This is a genomic window from Erythrobacter sp. (genome assembly GCF_036351135.1).
Classification (GTDB): domain Bacteria; phylum Pseudomonadota; class Alphaproteobacteria; order Sphingomonadales; family Sphingomonadaceae; genus Erythrobacter.
In genome coordinates this window covers 17,544-33,333 of the sequence record NZ_JAZBON010000022.1, presented here as the reverse complement: position 1 = coordinate 33,333, position 15,790 = coordinate 17,544, and the positions used below count along the sequence as shown (strand labels likewise).

Genomic DNA, 15,790 nt, shown 5'->3' with positions numbered 1-15,790 from the left:
GCGTTTTCACAAGTTTTCGCAGCTTCACGGCAATTCATCCTAATCACAAGGTGGGAGCCCTGCAGGTTTGCCGATCGGACGCTTCGATGGACGCTGCGTTGGGAAAAAATTCATATTCTGCTGTTCTGGTTCGTTAGCCTGGGATGCCAACGCCAGGATAATTGGAAATCATGATGCAAGATATCGCTGCTATTGCGCCCGTCCTCGGCGTGTTTGACCGTACTCTCCCCTCCGGCCCGCGCCTTGATGCTGGCAGGGCGCCGAGGCCATTTGGCAATCGGCCGGCCGCACGCTATGCACATCTGATGACGGGTGGTGCATTGGACTGGTCGCAGAGCCAGCGAGGCAACGTGATCGTGCTCGAGCCGGCGGGACGGGTCGATGAAACGACGGCGTATGCGTTTCGGGCGCATTTGATCGATGCGGTTCAGACCGGCTCGGACAGGGTCGTTCTCGATCTGTCGCGGATCGAATACATGTCTTCGCGCGGACTTCGCGCTTTGACATTGGCGCAGCGCGCTGCCGGGGAAAGCGGCACGACAATCGTTCTCGCCAGTCCGAACGAGACGATGAGTGAAATCCTCGCGATCAGCCGTTATGACATGGTCTTCCAGGTCGCAGATACGGTGGAGGATGCAGTCGGAAGCTAAGGCGGGCGGCATGTTCCCGCCTGCGTGACTTTGGGGGGAAATATGCAGATCCGGTTTTGGGGCACGCGCGGCTCTCTGCCAGTGGCGCCGCACGCAGATACGATCGCCGACAAGGTTGCGGCCGCGTTGGTCGAAGCCGGGTCGCGCAGCTTTTCCGATAGAGATGCGGCGCTCGACTACGTCCGCAAGGATCTCCCTTTTAGCATCGGCCAAGGTTACGGCGGAGCCACCAGCTGCGTCGAGATCGATGTCGGTCGCGGCGCTTTCGTCATCTGCGACATGGGATCGGGCCTGCGCGAACTCGGCCTCGATGCGCTGCGCCGCCTGGCCGAGGGCAAGCGCCCGAAGGAATGGCATTTCTTCCTTTCGCATCTCCATTGGGATCACATAATGGGTTTCCCCTTCTTCGTGCCCGCCTTCCTCGAAGGGGCGAAGGTGATCGTCCATGCCGGCCACCGCGATGCGGAGGAAGCCTTGCGCCGGCAGCAGGAAGAAATCTCCTTTCCGGTCCCCTTTGACTGGCTCAAGGCCGATATCGAGTTCCGCACGCTCGAGACGGGCCGCGACTATCAGATCGGCGAGCTGACCGTCGCGATGATCGAGCAGGAGCACAGCCACACCAGCTACGGCTACCGCTTCCGCGATACGGGCGGAGCGAGCGCGGTCTATTCGACCGACGCGGAATACAAGATCGACAAGATGGACGAGGAATATGCCATGGTCGACTTCTTCTCCGGCGTCGACCTGGTCATCGCCGACACAATGTATTCGCTCGCCGACAGCGTGTCGATGAAAGAGGACTGGGGTCATTCCTCCAATCTCGTAGCGGTCGATCTGTGTCACCAGGCGGGCGCGAAGCGGCTGGCCCTGTTCCACCACGAGCCGACCTATAGCGATGAGGATATCGAGGGCATTCACGCGGAAACGGTGCGCTACGAAGAGCTGACGCGCAAAGAAGCGGCGCTCGAAGTCCTGTGCTCCTATGACGGGCTTTGTGTCGAGGTCTGAGCCCGGCAGCGGCCGGGCCGCCCGCCGCATCCTCGCCGCCGCGATCCTCGGCGGCGCCATCTTCGGAGTGCTGCTGAGCCTCGTCGCGGGCGACTTCCAGCGCCGTCTCGTTTTCGACGGCTGGCAACGGCTCGCACCATTGGAGGCATCGGCCGATCGGGTCGCGGTGGTGATGATCGACGATCCCAGCGTCGCCGCGATCGGCGAATGGCCCTGGCGGCGCTACGATGTCGCGGTCCTGCTGGAGCGTATCGCAGCGGCCGATCCTGCGGCGATCGGCGTCGATATCTTTTTCGTCGAGCCAGATCGTTTGCGGCCGGCCTCCTTCCTCGAGCTTTACACCGAGGACGCGATCGATCCGGCAACGCGCGAACGGATCGGCGCGCTTCCATCGGGCGACGATGCCCTTGCCGATGTCATCGCGTCCTCGCCCGTGGTGATGCCCTGGGTGGTTTCGCAAGAGGGCGGAAGGCCGGCAAGCGAGCTGACCTTCGAACATATCGAGGGTACGCTCCCGGCAGGAGCTATTCGCACGCAGCGCATGTTGACCAGCCTGCCGGCATTCGACGATGTCGCCCTGGCGCGCGGTATCGTCAGCGCGCCGCCAGATCCGGATGGCGTCACACGGCGGGTTCCGCTGGGCGTGATCGCTGGCGGAGAAACCGCACCAGGCTTCACTCCTGTTCTAGCGGCGCAGGTTGGGGGCAATGCCGATCTGCGCTGGACGAAGGGCGGGATGGCGGTGGGCGACCGGGTGGTCCCTGGCGATGACAGGGCGCATTTCGCCTTTCGCATGGCACGAGGGTGGGAAGCACTCGCCATACCCGCCATCGAAGTGCTGCGCGGCAAGGTCGCGCCGGGCGAATTTTCGGGCAAGATCGTGCTCGTCGGCTTTGGCGCGACGGGCACGAGCGATATCGTCGCAACGCCGCTCGCGGGCGAGGTTCAGGGGACGCTCGTTCAAGCACAGGCGGTGGATGCGATCCTGACGGGCAACTGGCTCGCGCGTCCCGCCTGGATCACCGCCATCGAAGTCGCGATTGCCGCCCTTCTGATCGCGCTATTTCTTGCGGCGGGTGTCACCGCGAACAACAGATGGCTCGTCGCGGCCGCGCTTGGCGCACTCGTCTTGCCGTTCGCCTCCTTCGCCCTGTTCGCACGCGCGAACCTTCTTCTCGATCCCGCCCGCCCGCTCCTCATCGCCGGATGTGCCGCCCTCGCCCTGTTGCTGGCGCGCTATAGCCTCATGGTGATCGAGCTGATCGAAAAACGCATCCTCGCCGCAGAACAGGCAAAGGAAAACGAAAGCGCCAGAGCCTTGCAGCTGACCATGGTGCCCAGCCCTGCCCGGCTCGCGCAGCTCGGCAGGCGGACCGAGATCGGCGCAGTGCTCGAACCTGCGAGATCCGTTGGCGGCGACTTCTACGACGCGATGGATCTCGGCGACGATCGCCTCGCCTTCCTTGTCGGCGACGTCAGCGGAAAGGGTCTGCCCGCCGCTCTCTTCATGGCGCTCTCCAAATCGGTGTCCAAGAACAACGTGATGCGCATGGGCCACGACCTCGAGGCCGCGATCCGGCGGGTCAACGACGAGTTGATGGCGGAGGAGGACCAGGAAATGGACCTGACCCTACTGGTAGGCGTGATCGACTGTGCAAGCGGCGAAGTACAGATGATCAATGCCGGGCACGAGGACCCATTGATCGTGCGCGCCGATGGCCGGGTCGAGGTCGCGGCAATGCGCGGGGGGGTGCGGATGCGCACGTTCGAAGGCTTTCCCTACCGCGTGGAAAGCCTGACCCTCGCCCCGGACGAAACGCTGGTCGTCATCTCCGACGGCGCGACCGATGCCTCCGACGCAAGGGGTGCGCGGTTCGGCCTCAACGGCGTGATGTCGGCGTTGGCGCAAAGCGGCGACAATAGCGCACAGATCCGCGCACAGGACCTCGCGCTCCAGGTGCGAGCGTTCGAACGCGGCACCGATCCGGCGGACGACCTGACCATCTTGGCGCTGCGCTATCTCGGCGAAGAGGCAGCGTGATGCGCGTAGGGGTCCTAGCGGATGATGACGTCCACCCGGCGCCATTTGGGACTGCGCACCTCGTCGCCGGTATCTGCCTGCGCGGCATATTCGCCCATTCCCTGCGCCGCGCCTTTTTCGATGTCGAGACCGGCAGCGCGCAATTGCGCGGCGACGGCGCGGGCGCGCTCCTGCGACAAGGCAAGGTTCTCCTCTTCGGAACCGAACGCATCGGCATAGGCGCGCACCACGATTTCGCTGCCCGGTCGCGGCCCCGCCTCGCCATCGCTGAGCGCCCACTGGGTAAGCTGTGTGATCTGTTCGGGATCGAGCGCGGACTGGCCGGTGCGAAAGGCGATGCTGACGCTGCTACGTTCGCGCGGGAGATCGGCCATGATCGCCGTATGCAACGGATCGGCGGCGGCAAGCTGCACGATCCGCGGCGCGCCGCTACCCAGTTGCGCCTGCTCGCCCGCCGCATCGATCAACGTTTCCGAACCGTCCTCTGCGAGGATCGCGACCGCCCCGATCTCGCCGCCGGCGCGCTTCTCCGCCTGCACCGGTTCGAGCAAAGTCACGCGCTCCGAATAGGTCGCGCAGCCCGCGAGGACGAGCATGCCTGCAAGCGCCAGAGCCGCCTTCATTCGGCGTCGACTTCGATGACGAAGCTCGTGCCGCGCACGCCGAGCGTCGAGGTCGGGGTCTTGAAACGCATCCGGCCCGAACCGGACAGCTTGCCCGAATCGACTCCGACGGCGCCGCGATCGACCTGCATCAGCGAGCTGCCGGTCTCGCGCGCGCGGTCATACCGATATCGCGAGATGACCACCCGGCTGCCCGGGGCAACCGCCATCCGGGTATCGTCGAGGAAAGTGATGCCGACCCGCTGGCGCGCTCCGGTGACGACGACGTCGCCCTCCATCACCCGAAATCCGGAGACACCGCGCAGGCTCTTGTCGCCGCGTTGCACTTCGACGCCGCCCTGCGTGACGTTCTTGATCTGGCCGATTTCCTCCGCGAGCACCGGCTGGCTCGCCATGATGAGCGCGAAGGCGGCGCCGGCCCGAACGATTGCTGTTCGCATATGTCCCCCCATCTTGCGCATCGATGGTAGCATAGCTTGATGGATCACCCGACACGATTTTCGGCCTATCTTGCACAAGACGGAGATCCGCAGCCCGTCATCGCACAGGCGCTGAGGTTCACGCGCCGTTTCCTGCCGCAAAGCGGGCTCGATGCACGCGGCAAGGTGAAGCTGGCGATCATCGTGGAGGAACTGGTCAGCAATTCGCTGCGCCATGGCGGCATGCCGCGGGCCGCGTGTCTGATGCTGGTCCTGTCGCCCGGCGACGCCGGGGTGCATCTATCGATACGCGACAACGGCGACCCATTCGATCCCACGGCCCCAGCCCCCTTCGATGGCCCCGACCCGGTCAGCGGCGGTGGCGTCGGGCTTACCATCGTGCGGGCCTGGGGCGAGGGTATCTCCTATGAGCGTAAGGACGGCAGCAACAGCATGACGCTGTTGGTCCGCTAGATGCCTTAGAGAGCGAGGAGCCTCTCGCTTCTATCCCCTCGCCGACCTACTCCCGATTTGTCCGGACAGGTTCCCATCGCAACTCCGCTGGGTTAGGTTGGCGGGATGGCTAGACTTGCGCGCCTGTTCATGATCCCCGCTCTGTGCCTGCCAAATGCGGCTTTGGCCCAGGACCGCTTGCCTCCCGGGATCTGGACGAACACCGAAGACGTCTATTTCGCCAAGGAAGAGGGTCGCAAGAAAGCCGAGGAGACCTCTTTCGAAGTCGCTGAGGATGGTCGTTGGCGCCGGATCGATGCGTTCGGCGAGCCCCTCGGCGATTGGAGCGATGCGCCGATCGAGGGTCTCGCGCGCCGCGATGGGGGATCGGGCTGGGAGGTTTCGGGCAGCGAGCTGAGACAGGCGCGCCCTTTCTCCTGCTGGCTGTCGGCGCGCAAATTCGCCGCCAAGCCGGATGGCGGTGCTGATTGGACCTTCACGCGCGGGCTTACGGCATTCGATCAGGGCGGCCGGGTCTTCGTGCCGGGCAATGGGGATGCGCCCGACGTCACCCTTCGCCTGCGCAATGTCACCTGGGCCGCGGGCAGCCGCAACCGCCCCTCGCTCGTGCTCTACGTCCACAAGGACGATCCGGTGCGCGCCGAAAGCTATAGCTGGGCCTCGCCCGATGCCGACCTTATCGGGATCAATGTGCGCTGGGTTCAGGGAAGTTGCTCGCTCGCATCTGTCGAACCGAAAGGCTGATCCGGCGTCACATCTTCCAGGCGATGCCGCCGACCCAGTCTCCGGCCACGCCCAGGAAGCGGTTCATCTTCACGCTGTCCCATACCCCGCCGGAAAAATAGGGATCGGCCTCGAACTTGGCGCGCGCTTCGGCCTCGTCCTCTGCCTTGATGATGACGAGCGAACCGATCGTCGCGTCGCCTTCCTTGAGCGGTCCGGCCACCGCGTAATCGTCGATATGCGCCTCGATATGTGCAAGATGGTCCTGCAGCAGCTTTTCGCGAAGCGCCGCGCCTTGTGCAGCATCGAGGCAATAGAAACCGAACAGCGTCATGCCCCGACCTCTACGCATTCGACCAGTTCGCCGCCAGCGCCGATTGCACAGGCCGCCCGCCGGCCCTCGTAAAGCGCACCTTCGCGCGCAGCCGGCGGCGCGATCCAGTCGGCGCTGCATCGATCGAGGTCGCGCACTGCAAGCGTCACCAAAGCGTTGCCAGGGGGCAGCATGTCTCGATGCCCGGGGCGCCTTGTAGCGGCAGCAGGGTAATCGTCGACTTCGACTATCGGCATCCGGCCGTGCTTGACCATCGTGATCGTCGTCTGGGTTTCGGGTGGCAGGCCAAAGGCTTGGTTGATCATCGAATAGGGTAAGGTGTAGTCGGCCCCCCGCTCGAGCCCCAACCGCTCACCATACCAGGCAATGCTCGCCTGGCGGTCAGGCGTGGCGAGGACGGTGATGAAGATCCGGTCCACCGGCGAGCGAGCCCGCGGCAGGTCGGTGCCGGGCATGTTGCCGAGAACCTGGTTCAGATAAATCATCTCCCGGCCCGTACCCAACACCTGCATCGGGATGAAGGCGGGCTCGATATTCTCCAGCTTTTTCGGGGGTCCGACGATAGTAAAGAGGCCCTCGGGAAGCGCGCCGGGCCAGTGCCAGACATCCTCCACCGTGGTCTCGAACGCGGCCCAGCCATAGGTCGTCGTCGGGCGGAAATCGGGATGATCCGGCTGTTCGACCAACCGGAACCAGCAGGGCGCGCCACTCGCCGGTCGCAGCACGGCATAGGGCGAGCCCTCGTTTGCGGCGCAACCCCAACTCGCGGCGAGATCGGCGGGAAGCGTGCCCTCTTCGACGAGCTCCAGCGTCAGAACGTCGCGATAGGCAGTGATGGCACGGGCGAGGTCGGGCACGGTTGAAAGCCCGCCGAAAATGCTGCCGTGCGGGATCGTCATTCGCCCATCCCAAAGCGGGGTTTGCGCCTTTCGACGAACGCCGTCGTGCCTTCGAGAAAGTCGCGCCCCAAAAAGGCATCGGCGAAGACGCGGCGGGTTTCGTCATCATCCTCGGCCTGGCCGTCGAGGACGCGGCGCACGAAGCGCTTGATCTCGCGGATCGAATGCGGGCTGGCCGCGCACAGGGCTTCGATCATGGGCCCCGGATCGTCGGCGATCTGTTCGATCAGCGAGATGCGAAGCGCTTCTTCGGCGTCGATCAACGCGCCAGAATACAGAAGGCGCTTCGCCTGCCCCGGTCCGACGAGATCGGTCAGCAGCTTCACATCATGCAGCGGATAGACGAGACCGAGCTTGGCCGGCGTGATACCGAAGCGCGCCTCCCGCGTCGCCAGCCGCAGGTCGCAGGCGAGCGCGATCCCGCATCCGCCGCCGATGCAGTCGCCTTCAATAAAAGCGAGCGTCGGCAGAGGCAGGCGCGCCAGCTCGTACTGGACGCGATTGATCGCGCGCTGATTGGCCGTACGCCAAGCTGCATCGTCCTTGTTCGCAAGCAATTCTCGAATATCCGCGCCAGCGCAGAATGCGGAAGCCGGCGTGGCCGAACGGATGACCAGCAACCGCACACCGCTGGTCTTTACCGCCCGTTCCAGCAGAGCGGGCATCGCCTCCCACATTGCCATATCGAATGCATTTCGCCGATCCGGCCGATCGATCAGCAGGTTCGCGGTTGCCCCTTCGATCTCAAGGCTTAGGGTCATGCGGGATTGTTCTCAATGAAATGATCGGCGATCGCCCTGCGCGTGGCGATCCAGACATCCTCGTGCTTGCGAACGTGCCGGAAGAACTCCTCGAGCGCCCAAATGCGACCCGGGCGGCCGATGATGCGCAGATGCAGGCCGAGGCTCATCATCTTCGGGTTGCCCTCTTTGCCCTCAAGGTAGAGCTGGTCGAAATTAGCCTTGGCATAGTCGAGCCATTGATGCGGGGTCAGGGCCGGGTCGGTCCACATCTTCATATCGTTGCTGTCGAGTTGATAGGGGACGATGCACATCGGTTTGTTTTCCGGAGGCTTTCCCGGACCGGTCCCGCGATCCCAGAACGGCACGTCGCCGCTGTAATCGTCCATGTGGTAGGTGAAGCCCTCCTCGCTCAAAAGCCGCCGCGTATTGTCGGTAAGCAGGTAGCGCGAGAGCCAGCCATAAGGGCGAACGCCGCAGCTCTTCTCGATGCTGGTGACGGCTTTGCGAATGAAGGCGCGCTCCTCCTCCCCGTCCATCTTGAACTGGTGGACCCAGCGCCAGCCGTGGCTGACCGGTTCGTGCCCGAGCTCCACGATCGCTGCGGCGATTTCGGGGTGGTTTTCGAGGGCGAGCGCCGCGACGGTCCAGCTCGCCATCATGTCGTACTGCTTCAGCAATTTGACGATGCGCGGCGCGCCTGCCTTGATGCCGTAGAGGTAATTGCTCTCATTCGAGTAATTGCGCATCTTCGCTTTTACGAAAACGCCCAGCTCGTCGACTGGCTCCATCCCGCGATCGCCGCGCGCGATGGTCATTTCGCTGCCTTCCTCGACATTGACGACAACGCTGAGCGCCAGTTTCGCGCCGCCCGGCCAATCCATGCGTTCTTCGGCGAGAGCCATCAGTGCATCTCCTCACCGCCGCTGACATTCAGCGCTTCGCCCGTGATATAGAATGCTTCATCGCTTGCTAGCCACAGGCATGCCGCCGCCGTGTCGCTCGGCAGGCCGGGTCGTCCCATCGGATTCTTCGCGCTCATATTGGCGAGATATTCCTCGACGCTTTCGAAGCCCAAGAGCTTGGAGAAGTACTCGTTCTGCTGCGCGCCAAGCCCCGTGGTGACGTGGTTGGGACACACCGCATTGACGGTAATCCCATGCGCGCCCAGTTCGACAGCGCTTGCGCGGGTCAGCCCAACCATGCCGTGCTTCGACGAGACATAGGCGGGAAGGTGCGGAAAGCCGGTCTTCGCCGCCTGGCTTGCGATGTTGATGATGCGCCCGCCAGTGCCTTTTTCGACCATCGCGCGCGCCGCGGCCTGTGTGCAATAGAACGCGCCTGAAAGATTGACCGCAATCACCTGGTCCCATTCATCGGCAGTGTCGACGTCGAGCAGTGGTTTCATCTTGAAGCCGATCCCGGCATTGTTGACCATCACATCGACCGCGCCGAAAACTTCGATCGCCCGCGCAACGAGGTCTGTGCACTGCTCCGCCTTCGCCACGTCGCATGCGATCATGGTCACTTTAGCACCGCGCCGGCGCAATTCTTCGGCGACGGCTTCGGCCTCGTCGTCGATAGCTAGGTCGGAGACAACGCAATTGGCGCCTTCGTCGGCGAAGGCCTGAAGGATGCCCTGGCCCAGCCCCTTCCGCTTGCCCGATCCGGTGACGACGATCGTCTTGCCGCTGAACTTCCCCATTGTTCTAAAGGTTCTCGGTCAGGATGAATTGCGGATTGTCGGCAAACCCCTGGAACGGAGCGGCGGCCTGCTGGAAGTCGTCGCTCGAAATTTCTGAGACGAATTTTTCGAGGCCGGTGATGTCGATGATTTCGATATAGCCGAAATGCGGCGTCGCCTGATCATCGCCAAAGACGCCCGTTGCCCGGTGAACCGTGAAGGAGTTTACCGAGCCGAGACCGTTGACCTTCGGGATGTCCCGAGTTTTCGCCCATTCCTCGTATTCGGAGATATCGACCCCGTCCTTCAGGTTGAAAAGGCAGATAATACGCATGGATCAGGCTCCTCTGGCCGATTCGGGCGCCCGGTAGGCGCGCAGATTGTTGTCGAGATAGCGGGCGAGCGCGAACAGCCCGGCCTCGTAGCCGGGACTGCCCACGATCTGCACACCGAGCGGCAGGCCATCCTCGGTGTAGCCCATCGGCATGCTAAGCGCGGGGCAGCCTGCGATGTTGGCGAGGCAGGTGAAGTCGGCCTGCGCAGCGGGCTCGGGTTCGGAATGCGGGAATGGCGGGTTGGGTACGCTTGGCATTATGAGAAAGCCGTGTTCCTCGAGGATTGCGTTCACGCGTTTCGCCGTGCGATCAAGGATCGCCTGGTCCTCGGCCCAATCGGCGATCGAGCGCCCTGGTCCATAGGTCAGAAGCTTTGCAAGGCGATCGGACTTGGCGACGCCCCCGAGATCGTCCGCCAGCGCTTTCGACACGCGAATAAAGCCGGCGAAACGAATGCGGCTGTTGGGCTCTTCGAGGCTGATTTCGGCCGGTGTCCCGCGAAGGCCGGCAAGCGCGCGCTCGAACGCTTTTTCGACCTGCGGCTTCACCTCGACCCCGTGCCTCGCTAATACCGCGCCCTCATATTGCTCATGACCGTCCCCGAAATCGGAGATCACTCGCGAAACCTTCTCGAGCGTGTCGAGGTCGCGCGCGAGGGGACCAATGGCGTCGAGCGAACGGTCGGCAGGGATCAATCCCTCCTGGCTAACACGATCCGTCGCCGGTTTGAAGCCGTAGACCCCGCAATGCGCCGCCGGGATGCGCACCGAACCCATCGTGTCGGTGCCTAGCGCCACATCGCACAGTCCCGCTGCGACCGCCGCGCCGCTGCCTCCGGACGAGCCGCCGGGAGAATAGCCATGGCGATGCGGATTGTGGGTTGGGCCGAAATGCGGGTTATCGGTCTTTGCGCCGAGCGCGCCTTCTTCCATGTTCAGGATGCCGATGATGGCCGCGCCCGCTTTGCGAAGGCGGCGAACGACCTCCGCGTCTTCTTCGGCGACGCGGCTTTTCCATGCGCCGAGCCCCGCATGGAGGGGCATCCCTTCGACCGCTATATTCGCCTTCACCCCGATCGACAGGCCCGCGAGCGCGCCTTCGCCGCCTGTCGCGTCGTCGTCGCGATAGAGAAAGGCGTTATAGGCGTCGAGCATGCGTTCTCAGACTCCTCGCTCGTCGATCAGGCGGAGCGGTTTCTGGCGAGTGTCGATCTCTGTCGCCTTCGCGGTGCCGCCCGGCTCGCAAAGGACTACCTCCACCTCGACCCCGAGCCCCTGCTTCAGCGTCTCGGCAAGCGCGCCCGCGTCGGTTCCCCCGCGACTTTCCAGCGTCACGCGCATGTGGTCCTTCTGATGCTCATCGCGGTGGAGATGGCAAACATACTCGCCCGTCAGGTCCGCGCGATTCTCGATGATGGAGCCGATGGCATGCGGGAAGACGTTGATGCCGCGCAGCTTCACCATATTGTCGCTGCGGCCCTTGAAACCGGCGATCCGCTTGAACACGATCTCACCGCGCCCATCAAGTTCATGGGTAATGTCGTGCGTGTTGAAACGGATGCACGGCGCGATGTCGTCCTTGTAGAGGCAAGTTACCACCATGTCGCCGGTTTCGCCCTGCGCCACGGGCTTGCCATCGTCGACGCCGAGTAGTTCGAGATATTGTGCGTCCTCCCAGACATACATACCGTCGCGCTCGGGGCCTTCGCCAGCAATCGACCCGGTGTCGCCCACTCCATACCAGTCATAGGCCTTCGCGCCGTGCCATGCTGCCTCGGTACTAGCCCGGTCCTCAGTGCCGAGATGTCCGATGATCATGCGGATGTCGATCTGATCGAAGAGACCTTCCGCCTCCGCGGTCTCCGCCAGTTTGCGGATGTAATCGACGAAGCCGACGATGGCGGTCACGCCGAAATCGGCCATCAGGCGCACCTGATTGACACTGCGTGTCTCGATGCCCGTTCCCGCCGAAAGGAAAACCGAATTGGTAAAGTGTGTCACCGCCTCTCGGATGTAGTGTCCGCCATTGATCATACCGTGTCCGTAAACCGAATGGACGACGTCGTCGGACTGCAAACCCATCCAGCGATACATTCGCCCGACCAGCAGATTGCCGACCTCGCGGCCCTTGGGACCGAACATCAGCGTCTGCGGTTTTCCGGTCGTGCCCGACGTCGTGTGGAAGATCGTCGGAGCACGGCTTTCAGGCGCGCCCATGCCGTGGAAGTCGCCGAAGGGCGCGTGCTCGGCGATCGAGGCCATCAGGTCGCTCTTGTCGTAGACTGGAAGCTTGCCGATGTCCTTCAGGCCCCGAATATCACCCGGCTCAATGCCCTTTTCGCCCCACAGGCGCCGGTAGAACGGCACCTGCCAGCCACGCTTCATCAGCCGACCAAATTGCGCGTCCTGGAGTGCGAAAAGTTCATCGCGGCTCATGCTGGAATACCGATCGGTGAAGGCTTTGCCGATCGGGTAGTCGGCGAGCAGTTGGCGGTGATCGAACGCTTCGAAATAGGTCGGATAGGTCATTGCGGTTCCGTTGCGTAGGAGAGGGGAGCCTCGAAGATGCGCGCATCGGAATGTCCGGCGTGACGGCGTGCGAGCGTGCGTTTTGCGGCACTTTGTTCGTCATTCATCGGGCTTGCGGGACTGCCGAGGCTCGCGTCGATCCGCCGCTCGATTACCTCGCCGTTCTTGCACGTGATGACGAGGCGCTGAGGCGTCATGGCATTGCCGTCCGGATTACCGTCGCAGCTGACCGCAACACGCGGCGCAAGCTCCGCCAGTTCAGGCGCATAGAGCGCGTCGCCATCGAACAGCGCCGGATCGATGTTACCATCGCGCAGCATCACCGGCGCCAGCACACCCAGGCAAAGCCGCGCATAGGCAGCGCTCATCGACGGTTTGTACGGCCGTGCGACCAGCCTCTCGATGAGCGGCGGGGCGAAAAGTTCGATGCTTTCCACATCGCCCGGCCTCCATCCACCGCGATGCAGCTTCTCAAGTTCGCCCAGCGCGCCATGGCTCGCGCGACCCGAGGGGAAGGGTTTGACCGCCACCTCACCGATCCGCCACTTCGAACCGATATCGGCAATGTAGCGTTCCAGATCGAGCGGCTCGATCAGCTTCGAATAGCCGAACGGCCCTTCGAGCGCGTCCTGTGGCCCATCCATGCCCGCTTCGGCCAGCGCGACGGCGGTGACGGCGCAGCGCGCGGCATTGCCGATCTGCAGCGGCAACGCGAGCGAGGCTTCGACATGCGCCTGCATCGTGCCACCGGCGAAGGAATAGGCAAGGCCGAGGACATCGCCCATTCTGTCTCGCGGCAGTTCCGCGAGCCGTGCGCAGGCCAGGCTGGCCCCGATCACGCCCGCGGTGGCCGGGCGGAAGAACTGCATCGGTTCGGTAGCTGCGAGGCCCATGCCGCTCGCGATATCGACCCCGATTGCCAATGCTGTCAGGAAAGCCTCCCGCTCGCTCCCGCCTTGCGCATCTGATTGCGCCAGCAGCGCCGCGGTGACCACCGAAAGCGCGTGCACCACCGCGCCCTCGTGCACCGCATCCCATTCAAGGCAGTGGATCGCAAAACCATTGAATAACGCAGCCTCGCCGGGCGCGGTGCGACCGCCCGACAGCATCCGTGCAGCACCGCCCTCGCGTTGGAAGACGTTCCGCAGCTTGGCCGCTTCAGCCGAGTGCGCCCCCGCCGCGCCGACCGCAAGGGTGTCCGCCAGCAAGCGCTCGGCACCGGCGCGAATGTTTGCAGGAAGCACATGATCGGCGCCTGCAAAGTCGAGGATCGCCCCGGTATGGTCCGCAGCCCCCGTCACCGCGTCCACTCCGTCAGCATCGCGGAGAGCGCTTGAACGTCGTCGCCCTCTACTGCGAGCTCGACCGCCCGCTCCACCTCCCGGCCGGACAGCCCGCCCCATTTGGCGAGGCTCTCCATCTTGGCGACGACGCGCGCAGGTTCGACCGGCCGCTCGGGATCGCCCAGCGTATCAACCAGCTCGTAACCGTTCACGCGCGCTCCGAAATGTGCGGGGTAACGCACTGTAATAGCCGGGTCTTCGCGCACGCTTACCTTAGCCCGCAAAGGTGCAAGCGCAGCGATCGCCTCGTGGGTGAAGTCTTCCGGCTCCGCCTCTCGCCCACCGGCCACCACCGCGACCGCATGCTGAAGCGAGAACTTTGCCTCCAGCTCGTTTCCGGGATCGGGCCGGTCGCAAAAGCGTAAGGCGTCGGCGAAGGTCTCCACCTCGAAGGGCGCCGCGAGCCTGCCTTCCTTGCGCAATTCCATAGCGGCGTCGATAGCCGGGTGGGTGTGGCGACATGCGGCAAAGGGCTTGAAGCTGACCTCCTCTATCAGCCATCCATCTCCTGCAGTGCGGAGCGTACCGGGCGCGTCGGTCATTGCGGCGAACAGGCCCTGCGGCCCCTCCAGCAGTGCTTGCGGCCCGGTGGCGCCATGATGGACGTGAAGCGCCGCCTCGCGTCCCGTGCGCACGGAATGGTAAATGTGCCACTGCTTGGTCAGGACGTCGTCGTGCCGCATATGCCACAACCCGCCCGCCACCGACGCGGCATTGCCCAATGCTTGTGCATATTGCTCAGACCCGAACCCCAGCAGCGAGCCGGTCGCCGCGCAGGCGCCAAGCACTCCCATCGTCGCGGTGGGATGCCAGTGTGCGTAATGATGCGCGCCCATCGCCGCGCCGACCGCGATCATCGCTTCGTAACTGCGGATGCCTGCATCAAGCGCCTGGTCCATCCCCGCTGCGGGATCGCTCAGGGCCGCCGGCCAGACGACCGGCCCGGGATGGAGCAGCGCGGTGCGGTGAACATCGTCCATCTCCAGGACGTTGCCGAGATACGTCGCGCGCTCCCACCCCTTGTCGGAGATCGCCCGCGCTACCCCGGCGGCCTCGCTCCGCCGCGCGCCCGCAACGCAGGCCAACCAGTCGAGCAGGTAAAGCCGCGCGCGAGCGCGCTCGCTTTTGCCGATGGGGCGCGCTAGGGTCCGACCGAGGTCTTTGAGCAACGGCTCGCTCATGCGACGGCCCCGCGCGCAGCCAACGGTCGATGGAGTGTGATTTGGCTAGCAGGGCCACACGGAACAGCGGAAAGAAAGCCAAACGCACGCCGCGCTACCTTCAGCTGGCGCAGGAATTGCGCGCGGCGATCCTCGCCGGCGAATTTGCCGGGCGCAGTTTTCCGACCGAAACAGCCTTGTGCGAGCGTTTCGACGTCAGCCGTTTCACCGTGCGCGAGGCTTTGCGGCGGCTCGAGAGCGAGGGATTGATCGCTCGCCGGCGCGGTTCGGGCACGACCGTTCAGCCCGCTGCGGCGCATGGCGGCGCGCTGCACCAGCCGCTCTCCAATGTGGGCGAATTGCTGCAATATGCTCGCGACAGCGAGGTGACCTACGTGGAAGCCGGCACGGGACCGTTGCCCGCCGCCGTGGCCGAGCAGATGAGCGTGCCGATCAAAGGCAGCTGGAGCCGTTTTCGCGGCATTCGAAGGGTTTCGGGCGAGGCGCTGCCGATCGCCACTACGGACGCCTATTTTCACGAGCGTCTGGAGGAGGCGGTCGAGCAGATGGACCTTTCGGCGGGCACTTTGTTCAGCCAGATCGAGAAGCTCGCCGGCATCAAGGTCGGCATGGTCACTCAGGATATCCAGGCGATCATCGCCGATCCCGCGATGGCGAGCGACCTCGTAATTGACGAGGGGTCGCCCGTGCTGCGCATTTTGCGGTGCTATTTCGACGGTAAGGGCGACGTGTTCGAGATTTCCGTCAGCCATCATCCGGGCGATCGCTTCGCCTACGCCATGCATATCGATGTCGACGAATGAGGAGC

18 protein-coding genes are annotated in these 15,790 nt (G+C 64.0%); 6 read left to right on the top strand and 12 right to left on the bottom strand.

Going from position 1 to position 15,790, the window contains the following annotated elements:
• Window positions 1-170: 170 nt before the first annotated feature.
• Genes V2I30_RS06090 through V2I30_RS06080 form a run of 3 tightly spaced genes read left to right on the top strand, consistent with a single transcriptional unit; the run spans window position 171 to window position 3,699 of the window.
• On the top strand, window positions 171-650 hold the full coding sequence (locus tag V2I30_RS06090) for an STAS domain-containing protein (protein ID WP_330661192.1): 480 nt from the start codon (window positions 171-173) through the stop codon (window positions 648-650).
• Window positions 651-692: 42 nt separating this feature from the next.
• On the top strand, window positions 693-1,658 hold the full coding sequence (locus V2I30_RS06085; protein WP_330661191.1) for an MBL fold metallo-hydrolase: 966 nt from the start codon (window positions 693-695) through the stop codon (window positions 1,656-1,658).
• On the top strand, window positions 1,645-3,699 hold the full coding sequence (locus V2I30_RS06080) for a CHASE2 domain-containing protein (RefSeq protein ID WP_330661190.1): 2,055 nt from the start codon (window positions 1,645-1,647) through the stop codon (window positions 3,697-3,699). Before V2I30_RS06085 ends, V2I30_RS06080 begins: the two co-directional genes overlap by 14 nt.
• 14 nt (window positions 3,700-3,713) lie before the next feature.
• On the opposite strand, the gene V2I30_RS06075 is transcribed toward V2I30_RS06080, so the two are convergent.
• Window positions 3,714-4,322: an OmpA family protein gene (locus V2I30_RS06075; protein WP_330661189.1), complete on the bottom strand. Its 609-nt coding sequence runs from the start codon at window positions 4,320-4,322 to the stop codon at window positions 3,714-3,716.
• A complete protein-coding gene (locus V2I30_RS06070; protein ID WP_330661188.1) occupies window positions 4,319-4,762 on the bottom strand; it encodes a FecR family protein in 444 nt (147 codons plus the stop codon). Before V2I30_RS06070 ends, V2I30_RS06075 begins: the two co-directional genes overlap by 4 nt.
• A gap of 39 nt (window positions 4,763-4,801) precedes the next feature.
• Between V2I30_RS06070 and V2I30_RS06065 the strand changes: the two genes are divergently transcribed.
• Window positions 4,802-5,215 carry an ATP-binding protein gene (locus V2I30_RS06065; protein WP_330661187.1) on the top strand — a complete coding sequence of 138 codons (414 nt, stop codon included), beginning with the start codon at window positions 4,802-4,804 and terminating at the stop codon, window positions 5,213-5,215.
• 105 nt (window positions 5,216-5,320) lie between these two features.
• Window positions 5,321-5,959: a hypothetical protein gene (locus V2I30_RS06060; RefSeq protein WP_330661186.1), complete on the top strand. Its 639-nt coding sequence runs from the start codon at window positions 5,321-5,323 to the stop codon at window positions 5,957-5,959.
• Window positions 5,960-5,966: 7 nt separating this feature from the next.
• Here V2I30_RS06060 and V2I30_RS06055 read toward each other — a convergent pair whose 3' ends face one another.
• From V2I30_RS06055 to V2I30_RS06010, 10 genes are read right to left on the bottom strand one after another with little or no spacing between them, the layout of a single operon-like run.
• Window positions 5,967-6,272, bottom strand: coding sequence for a YciI family protein (locus V2I30_RS06055; RefSeq protein ID WP_330661185.1), 306 nt, complete (start codon window positions 6,270-6,272; stop codon window positions 5,967-5,969).
• Window positions 6,269-7,171 (bottom strand): hypothetical protein, encoded by a 903-nt coding sequence (locus V2I30_RS06050; protein WP_330661184.1) that lies wholly within the window; start codon window positions 7,169-7,171, stop codon window positions 6,269-6,271. Before V2I30_RS06050 ends, V2I30_RS06055 begins: the two co-directional genes overlap by 4 nt.
• The gene (locus V2I30_RS06045) at window positions 7,168-7,932 is read right to left on the bottom strand and encodes an enoyl-CoA hydratase/isomerase family protein (protein WP_330661183.1); all 765 of its coding nucleotides are present in this window, start codon (window positions 7,930-7,932) and stop codon (window positions 7,168-7,170) included. Before V2I30_RS06045 ends, V2I30_RS06050 begins: the two co-directional genes overlap by 4 nt.
• A complete protein-coding gene (locus V2I30_RS06040) occupies window positions 7,929-8,816 on the bottom strand; it encodes a polysaccharide deacetylase family protein (RefSeq protein WP_330661181.1) in 888 nt (295 codons plus the stop codon). Before V2I30_RS06040 ends, V2I30_RS06045 begins: the two co-directional genes overlap by 4 nt.
• The gene (locus V2I30_RS06035) at window positions 8,816-9,616 is read right to left on the bottom strand and encodes an SDR family NAD(P)-dependent oxidoreductase (RefSeq protein ID WP_330661180.1); all 801 of its coding nucleotides are present in this window, start codon (window positions 9,614-9,616) and stop codon (window positions 8,816-8,818) included. Before V2I30_RS06035 ends, V2I30_RS06040 begins: the two co-directional genes overlap by 1 nt.
• A 4-nt stretch (window positions 9,617-9,620) precedes the next feature.
• Window positions 9,621-9,929 (bottom strand): REDY-like protein HapK, encoded by a 309-nt coding sequence (locus V2I30_RS06030; protein ID WP_330661179.1) that lies wholly within the window; start codon window positions 9,927-9,929, stop codon window positions 9,621-9,623.
• 3 nt (window positions 9,930-9,932) lie between these two features.
• Window positions 9,933-11,084, bottom strand: a complete 1,152-nt coding sequence (locus V2I30_RS06025; RefSeq protein ID WP_330661178.1) for an amidase — start codon at window positions 11,082-11,084, stop codon at window positions 9,933-9,935.
• Window positions 11,085-11,090: 6 nt separating this feature from the next.
• Window positions 11,091-12,458, bottom strand: coding sequence for a phenylacetate--CoA ligase family protein (locus tag V2I30_RS06020; RefSeq protein WP_330661177.1), 1,368 nt, complete (start codon window positions 12,456-12,458; stop codon window positions 11,091-11,093).
• Complete coding sequence (locus tag V2I30_RS06015) at window positions 12,455-13,759, bottom strand: MmgE/PrpD family protein (protein ID WP_330661176.1); 1,305 nt, start codon at window positions 13,757-13,759, stop codon at window positions 12,455-12,457. The genes V2I30_RS06020 and V2I30_RS06015 overlap by 4 nt, the downstream gene beginning before the upstream one ends.
• The gene (locus V2I30_RS06010; RefSeq protein ID WP_330661175.1) at window positions 13,756-14,982 is read right to left on the bottom strand and encodes an MmgE/PrpD family protein; all 1,227 of its coding nucleotides are present in this window, start codon (window positions 14,980-14,982) and stop codon (window positions 13,756-13,758) included. The genes V2I30_RS06015 and V2I30_RS06010 overlap by 4 nt, the downstream gene beginning before the upstream one ends.
• Before the next feature lie 41 nt (window positions 14,983-15,023).
• Here V2I30_RS06010 and V2I30_RS06005 point away from each other — a divergent pair, with 41 nt between their 5' ends.
• Complete coding sequence (locus V2I30_RS06005) at window positions 15,024-15,785, top strand: GntR family transcriptional regulator (protein ID WP_330661174.1); 762 nt, start codon at window positions 15,024-15,026, stop codon at window positions 15,783-15,785.
• Window positions 15,786-15,790: the final 5 nt, after the last annotated feature.

Bases quoted from the DNA above. Each gene is read 5' to 3' on its own strand.
- V2I30_RS06090 (WP_330661192.1), top strand. From the start codon at position 171: ATGATGCAAGATATCGCTGCTATTGCGCCCGTCCTCGGCGTGTTTGAC.
- V2I30_RS06085 (WP_330661191.1), top strand. From the start codon at position 693: ATGCAGATCCGGTTTTGGGGCACGCGCGGCTCTCTGCCAGTGGCGCCG.
- V2I30_RS06010 (WP_330661175.1), bottom strand. From the start codon at position 14,982: ATGAGCGAGCCGTTGCTCAAAGACCTCGGTCGGACCCTAGCGCGCCCC.
- V2I30_RS06065 (WP_330661187.1), top strand. From the start codon at position 4,802: ATGGATCACCCGACACGATTTTCGGCCTATCTTGCACAAGACGGAGAT.
- V2I30_RS06060 (WP_330661186.1), top strand. From the start codon at position 5,321: ATGGCTAGACTTGCGCGCCTGTTCATGATCCCCGCTCTGTGCCTGCCA.
- V2I30_RS06020 (WP_330661177.1), bottom strand. From the start codon at position 12,458: ATGACCTATCCGACCTATTTCGAAGCGTTCGATCACCGCCAACTGCTC.
- V2I30_RS06075 (WP_330661189.1), bottom strand. From the start codon at position 4,322: ATGAAGGCGGCTCTGGCGCTTGCAGGCATGCTCGTCCTCGCGGGCTGC.
- V2I30_RS06025 (WP_330661178.1), bottom strand. From the start codon at position 11,084: ATGCTCGACGCCTATAACGCCTTTCTCTATCGCGACGACGACGCGACA.
- V2I30_RS06040 (WP_330661181.1), bottom strand. From the start codon at position 8,816: ATGGCTCTCGCCGAAGAACGCATGGATTGGCCGGGCGGCGCGAAACTG.
- V2I30_RS06045 (WP_330661183.1), bottom strand. From the start codon at position 7,932: ATGACCCTAAGCCTTGAGATCGAAGGGGCAACCGCGAACCTGCTGATC.
- V2I30_RS06050 (WP_330661184.1), bottom strand. From the start codon at position 7,171: ATGACGATCCCGCACGGCAGCATTTTCGGCGGGCTTTCAACCGTGCCC.
- V2I30_RS06035 (WP_330661180.1), bottom strand. From the start codon at position 9,616: ATGGGGAAGTTCAGCGGCAAGACGATCGTCGTCACCGGATCGGGCAAG.
- V2I30_RS06030 (WP_330661179.1), bottom strand. From the start codon at position 9,929: ATGCGTATTATCTGCCTTTTCAACCTGAAGGACGGGGTCGATATCTCC.
- V2I30_RS06070 (WP_330661188.1), bottom strand. From the start codon at position 4,762: ATGCGAACAGCAATCGTTCGGGCCGGCGCCGCCTTCGCGCTCATCATG.
- V2I30_RS06055 (WP_330661185.1), bottom strand. From the start codon at position 6,272: ATGACGCTGTTCGGTTTCTATTGCCTCGATGCTGCACAAGGCGCGGCG.